This window comes from Pseudochrobactrum sp. AO18b (genome assembly GCF_000409565.1).
GTDB classification, from domain to species: domain Bacteria; phylum Pseudomonadota; class Alphaproteobacteria; order Rhizobiales; family Rhizobiaceae; genus Pseudochrobactrum; species Pseudochrobactrum saccharolyticum.
On the sequence record NZ_ANNO01000306.1, the window covers coordinates 1 to 6,305 of the forward strand.

General features: G+C 53.0%; 8 protein-coding genes. 2 read left to right on the forward strand and 6 right to left on the reverse strand.

The features are described 5' to 3' along the window. The 3 genes from fabI to fabA all read right to left on the reverse strand — a co-directional run. Positions 1-763 (reverse strand): enoyl-ACP reductase FabI (gene fabI / locus A918_RS0112235; RefSeq protein WP_022711347.1); only part of this gene is annotated, 763 nt, incomplete at its 3' end. 12 nt (positions 764-775) lie between these two features. Continuing rightward, complete coding sequence (gene fabB, locus A918_RS0112240; RefSeq protein ID WP_022711348.1) at positions 776-1,999, reverse strand: beta-ketoacyl-ACP synthase I; 1,224 nt, start codon at positions 1,997-1,999, stop codon at positions 776-778. Between the two features lie 179 nt (positions 2,000-2,178). Next, the gene (fabA, locus tag A918_RS0112245; RefSeq protein WP_028233733.1) at positions 2,179-2,694 is read right to left on the reverse strand and encodes a 3-hydroxyacyl-[acyl-carrier-protein] dehydratase FabA; all 516 of its coding nucleotides are present in this window, start codon (positions 2,692-2,694) and stop codon (positions 2,179-2,181) included. A gap of 268 nt (positions 2,695-2,962) precedes the next feature. Between fabA and irrA the strand changes: the two genes are divergently transcribed. Next, complete coding sequence (gene irrA / locus A918_RS0112250; protein WP_022711350.1) at positions 2,963-3,400, forward strand: iron response transcriptional regulator IrrA; 438 nt, start codon at positions 2,963-2,965, stop codon at positions 3,398-3,400. 90 nt (positions 3,401-3,490) lie between these two features. Here the strand turns inward: irrA and A918_RS0112255 are convergent, their stop codons facing one another. From A918_RS0112255 to tsaB, 3 genes are read right to left on the reverse strand one after another with little or no spacing between them, the layout of a single operon-like run. Further along, entirely contained in the window at positions 3,491-4,306 is an 816-nt protein-coding gene (locus A918_RS0112255) for a 1-acyl-sn-glycerol-3-phosphate acyltransferase (RefSeq protein ID WP_022711351.1), read from the reverse strand. Further along, positions 4,303-4,803 carry a ribosomal protein S18-alanine N-acetyltransferase gene (gene rimI / locus A918_RS0112260; protein ID WP_022711352.1) on the reverse strand — a complete coding sequence of 167 codons (501 nt, stop codon included), beginning with the start codon at positions 4,801-4,803 and terminating at the stop codon, positions 4,303-4,305. Before rimI ends, A918_RS0112255 begins: the two co-directional genes overlap by 4 nt. Further along, the gene (gene tsaB / locus A918_RS0112265; protein WP_022711353.1) at positions 4,800-5,498 is read right to left on the reverse strand and encodes a tRNA (adenosine(37)-N6)-threonylcarbamoyltransferase complex dimerization subunit type 1 TsaB; all 699 of its coding nucleotides are present in this window, start codon (positions 5,496-5,498) and stop codon (positions 4,800-4,802) included. Before tsaB ends, rimI begins: the two co-directional genes overlap by 4 nt. 271 nt (positions 5,499-5,769) lie before the next feature. On the opposite strand from tsaB, the gene dps reads away from it, so the two are divergent. Continuing rightward, positions 5,770-6,267, forward strand: a complete 498-nt coding sequence (gene dps, locus A918_RS0112270; RefSeq protein WP_022711354.1) for a DNA starvation/stationary phase protection protein Dps — start codon at positions 5,770-5,772, stop codon at positions 6,265-6,267. Positions 6,268-6,305: the final 38 nt, after the last annotated feature.

A 6,305-nucleotide genomic window follows, 5' to 3' on the forward strand; every position in this document is an offset into this window, starting at 1 on the left:
CGATGTTGTAACCTGAATCCACAAAGTGAACTTCACCGGTTACACCGCTCGACAGATCCGACAGCAGATAGACTGCCGATTTGCCCACATCATCAATATCAACGGTACGGCGCAGCGGCGAATTGCGGCGCTGATACGAGAAGATCGCACGTGCATCACCGATACCGGCACCGGCCAGTGTACGCACAGGGCCAGCCGAAATAGCGTTGACGCGAATATTCTGCGGGCCGTAATCGGCAGCCAGATAACGCACCATGGCTTCCAGAGCAGCCTTGGCAACACCCATCACATTGTAGTTCGGGATGGTGCGGGTTGAACCGCCATAGGTCAGTGTGAGGATCGAACCGCCGTCTTTCATCAGTTTCTCAGCACGCTGAGCAACTTCTGTGAAGGAATAGGCAGAGATCACCATTGTCCGGCTGAAATTTTCGCGGGTGGTGACATCCGCATAACGGCCTTTCAGCTCTGTTTTGTCGGAGAAGCCGATGGCATGAACGATAAAGTCGAGCTTGCCCCATTTTTTCTCGATCTCGTCAAAGACCGCATCAACGGTTGCAATATCTTCCACATCGCAAGGCAGTACGAAATCTGATCCGACCTGCTCTGCCAATGGTTTCACGCGCTTGCCAAGAGCATCGCCCTGATAGGTGAAAGCCAGCTCAGCGCCCTGATCGGCAAGATGTTTGGCAATACCCCAAGCAAGAGAATGGTTGTTTGCAACACCCATAATCAGCCCGCGTTTGCCTTTCATTAAATCCTGCATACGTTCTCTCCGTCAGCCCTGATAGCGCTGGAACACCAGCGTTGCGTTCGTTCCACCAAAACCGAAGGAGTTGGACAGTACCGTGTTAATTTCTGCATTATCGATGCGCTTACGCACAATCGGCATATCCGCAAAATCCGGATCCAGCTCATCAATATGTGCGCTTTCGCAGATGAAATTATTCTGCATCATCAAAAGCGAATAGATCGCTTCCTGAACGCCGGTTGCACCCAGTGAGTGACCGGTCAGCGATTTGGTTGCCGCAATCGGCGGGCAGGCATCGCCTGAACCAAAGACTTTACGGATTGCTTCGATTTCCGGTGCATCGCCAGCAGGGGTCGATGTGGCATGCGGATTGATATAGTCAATCTTGCCCTTCACGGTTGACAGCGCCATACGCATGCAGCGCTCTGCGCCTTCGCCCGACGGGGCAACCATGTCATAACCGTCTGATGTCGCGCCGTAGCCAACGACTTCACCATAAATCTTGGCACCGCGCGCCAGCGCAGTTTCCAGATCTTCCAGCACCAAAACACCGGCGCCACCGGCAATGACAAAACCGTCGCGGTTTTTGTCATAGGCGCGGGATGCACGTTCCGGTGTGTCATTATATTTCGAAGACATCGCGCCCATGGCGTCAAACAGCACCGACAAGGTCCAGTCGAGATCTTCACAACCACCGGCAAACATACGGTCCTGCTTGCCATACTGGATCATCTCAACCGCATTGCCGATACAATGGTTCGAGGTCGCGCAAGCCGAGGAGATCGAATAATTAATGCCCTTGATCTTGAAGAAAGTCGCCATTGTGGCTGATGCGGTAGAGCTCATGGCTTTCGGCACTGCGAAAGGACCGACGCGTTTCGGGCCTTTGTCGCGGGTAATATCAGCGGAATCCACGATTGTGCGGGTGGAAGGGCCGCCGGAGCCCATGATGATACCGGTGCGATCGTTGGAAACCTGTTCTTCGGTCAGGCCTGCATCGGCAATCGCCTGATCCATGGCCACATGGTTCCATGCGGTACCGCGACCGTGAAAACGCATTGCGCGGCGGTCAACCAGCGCTTCAACATCAATCTGCGGTGCGCCCGAGACCTGACAGCGAAAACCGAGTTCCGCCTGATCTTCAGCCCGCCGGATACCCGATCTGGCCTCAAACAAAGAGGTCAGAACCTCTTCGGTATTATTGCCAATCGAGGATACAATCCCCATTCCGGTAACGACAACACGCCGCATTGCGTTCTCCTTTGCACTGTTCCCTGAATGACACCCCGTTTTGCGGATGCCGCTACGCGGTTACATAAGTGCGACTTTTACATATTTTGAGAGCGGCCACATAAAAGCTTTCAATTAAATGTGGTCGCGCCCGTGGATAATACTCTTTTTGAGGCTATGCCCGTCGCGGTCTTTACGACTTACGACTCACTGTCTTTCGACAGGCCTACGCGCAGGTCACTTGCCTTGTAAATTGTTTCACCGTCTGCCTTGAGCCAGCCGTCAGCTGTCCCCAGAACCAGACGACCGCGCATAACGCGTTTGAAGTCGATACCATATTGCAGAAGCTTGGTATGCGGGCGCACCATGCCTTTGAATTTTACTTCGCCGGTCGACAGCGCCATACCGCGACCCGGCTCACCGAGCCAGCCGAGGAAAAAGCCGGTCAGCTGCCACATGCCGTCGAGGCCGAGACAGCCAGGCATGATCGGATTGCCCTGAAAATGGCAAGGGAAATACCAGTCATCCGGGCTCACATCATATTCAGCGCGGATATAGCCTTTGTCGAACTCGCCACCGGTTTCGGAGATTTCAGTGATACGGTGTACCATCAGCATCGGCGGCAGAGGCAGCTGGGCATTGCCCGGACCAAACATTTCACCGCGAGCGCAGCTGAGAAGCTCCTCATATCCGTAACTTGACTTCTGCTCTGCCATTACCGACTCCAATCATTTATCTGTCTGTTGTCTGGACAGCCCGAAACGAACATATTCGTCAGGCTCAGACAAAATCTTTGCACACCCCTAACACAGAGTGTTTCCTGCTGTAAAACACCTGCAAGAAACTATTTGCCTGTCAAGATATACAGGAATAGCTATTGCCAGTCATTCGTTCAGCGCATATATCAATCTTGTGACAGGATGGGCAACAGCCCTCAAGCATTAATTTTGAACCAATTTGTTTCAAGCTTCTGACAGGTCAGTGATGAATATTCATTCCTCCCATGCCAGCAACGCTTCGATTGAGGAGCGCCTTCGGATCGCCGGTCTCAGACCGACGCGTCAGCGGGTTGCGCTTGCCAGCCTGATTTACGCCCATGGCGACCGCCATCTTTCCGCAGAAGAACTGCATGAAGAAGCTGTTTTTGCTTCCGTGCCGGTTTCTCTTGCCACCGTTTATAATACGCTGCACCAGTTTACTGAAGCCGGTATGCTGCGGATTATTTCGGTCGAAGGATCGAAAACCTATTTCGACACCAATATTTCCGACCACCATCACTTTTTTGTCGAAGGCGAAAATATTGTCTTCGATATTCCTGATGGTGAAACCGGCCAGCCTGTCGTCAGCAACCTGCCGAAAGCTCCGGAAGGCATGGAAATCGTCAATGTTGACGTTATTGTGCGGTTACGTCGTAAAGATTGATACCACCATATATCGGCCCCGCATGGGTTGACGTTATTGTGCGCTTACGTCGTAAAGACTGACACGCCTGCTTAAAATAAATCCGGTAATTTACTGATCTTCCGCTGACGGGGTGATTTCGCGCCCCATCAGTGAACTTTGCAGCATTGTGGTCACGCGTTCTTCCATGATACGTGCCAGTTCCTTGCGACTGGTATCCGCAGACACGCGCATCGGTTCACCAAAGCGGATCTCGACATCAATCGCGCCTTCTTTGAGAATACCTTTGAGATGCGGCATCAGTTGCACATCGCCCGGCCATGAGGCAATCGGACGGTGAAAACGCCCCATCGGCATTCCGTGAACACCCGTATAGGCGATTGAAACCGGCTGTACGATCACCTGCTCTTCGCCTGCCTCACGGATGGCCGCATGGGCAGCGCCGAATAATGATGTTTTAAACGGCAGCACGCGGTTACCGTCCGATGTTGTACCTTCCGGAAACAGAACCATCGCATCACCGCCAGCCAGACGCAGGGCAATATCCGAGGCCTGCTGTGCTGTCCGGCCTTTTTTCTCACGTTCAACAAAGACAGTGCGCTGCAAAACCGCAAAAGTGCCGAAAACCGGCCATTTGCGCACTTCGGATTTGGCGATAAAACAGACATTGGCAACGGAGGATAAAACGACAATATCGCTCCATGACACATGATTGGCGACCAGCAGTAACGGGCGATCCTGCACGATCTCGCCTTTTACCTTCACGCGAAAGCCCAGCAACCATGCAGCAATCCGATGGAAAAAACGCGGCAGCGATTGCTGCCAACCCAAACGCGCTTTGACAAACAGATATTGAAACGGCACCAGCGAAATAACCAGACTGACAAACAAGCCGATTATGACCGCAATGCGTATGGCACCGATCATGACACGCTCATCGTTTCCGGAAATTGCCGGCGCAAAACCAGCGCATTGCTGCGTCCGTGACCGGTTTCATAATAAGCAGGCCGCTGCCCGACCTGAATAAATCCGAGACGCCGGTAAAGCGCCTGCGCTGCCACATTGCTCTCATCCACCTCAAGGAACAGACTTTCCGCCCGCTCATGATGCAAATGGCGCAAAACAGCTTCCATCAGATCCCGTCCGATGCCACGACGCTGAAAAACCGATGACACTGCAATGGTCAGAATTTCCGCCTCACCGGCGACCAGACGCGCCAGCACAAAACCGGCCGCCTGTTTTGGCTTTCCCACAGGACGGGCAATAAAACCGAAAATATTACCTTGCGAGAGCATGCCTGCAAAATCTTCCTCGCTCCATGCATGGTGGAAAGCCGGTGCATGGAGATCCGCGAGCTCAGCGCAATGCGCCTGCATCAGCGATTCATAGGCAAAACTCTGACGCGAAAAAGGAAGACCGATCATCCGCGCTCCTGATCCGACTGGCGGCGGGGCAGTGCAAATCCGGTCTGGGGCTTCACATCCGGCCCGCGCATATAAAGCGGCTCAGGGGGCGTGCCTGCCTCACGCTGTGCCGCAAGTCGTGCAAAAGTACCGATGGATGCATGGGCGGATGCACTGATAATCCGGCGTTCGCTGCCCTCTCCTGCGTGCAATTGCTCTGCGCCACTACCCGCCAGTGCATAATCATCGCCAAGCTGCTGCAAAACCGGCAGCAACTCTGCCGCGCTGCCTGCAAGCGGCGTTGTGGAGGCGATACCATCGGCATCAAAACCCTGCGCATAAATATCACCACGATAAGCAGACAGGGCAATCAGGACAGATTGCGCCGGTGCCCCGGCCTGCATTTCATGGCACAGCGCTTCAAAACCGCTCACACCAATCACCGGACAGGATAATGCCAGCCCGAAGCCACGTGCCGCAGAAACACCGACACGCACGCCGGTAAATGAACCAGGGCCGATATTGACCGCGATACGACTAACCTCATTGCGGGAGATTTTTGCAGTCTCAAAACACTGCGCAACATAGTCCAGCAGCAATTCCGCATGGCCTTTGCCAATATCATGGCTGACCTCAGCAAGAAGCTGCTGCGTCTGCGGGTCATAAAGGGCGGCAGCACATAAACTGCCTGCGGTGTCGAGAGCAAGTATAGTCATGGCTTACGACCTAAAACAGAATTCGGTTATCGGCAAGTACAGGCAGTCAGGTTGCGTAAGAATTCTGCCTTGTCAGCTCAATAGGGCAACACTGATATCTATACAGAATGATGCACAAAAATCTGCTTAAACTCTTTAAATCACTGGGAACAATCCTATCTTTGATACGTTAGGTTTATAGCAGTATCTGCTGCTTCCGGTTTCTTGTGCTGCCACCTCCCGGCAGCCCCTCAGACAAACGAAAATTTGTCCCTTCATAAAGGAAATCACTATGTCTGCATCCAAACTGAAAAATCATCCGACAAAAAACAATCTGCCGACCAATGCCAAAACCACGGTTATTGCCCTGCTGAACAAAAATCTGGCTGCGATCCTTGATCTTGCGCTGATAACCAAGCAGGCACACTGGAACCTTAAAGGCATTCAGTTCATTGCCGTGCATGAGATGCTGGATACATTCCGCACCGATCTGGATGAACATTCGGATGCAATTGCAGAACGTGCCGTTCAGCTCGGCGGCACTGCGCTTGGCACAAGTCAGACAATTACTGAGGCGAGCATTCTCAAGCCATATCCGGAAGATATTTACGCCATCAAAGACCATCTTCATGCGCTGATCGATCATTACGGCGCTGTTGCCAATCTGGTACGCCAGTCCATCAAAGATGCCGCTGAGGCAGGCGACGATGACAGTGCGGATATTTTCACAGCTGCATCCCGCAGCCTCGACAAATCCCTGTGGTTCCTTGAAGCGCATATTCAGGAATAATCAGAACAGATTTCCGAAACACCCCCCCCCCCCCCCCG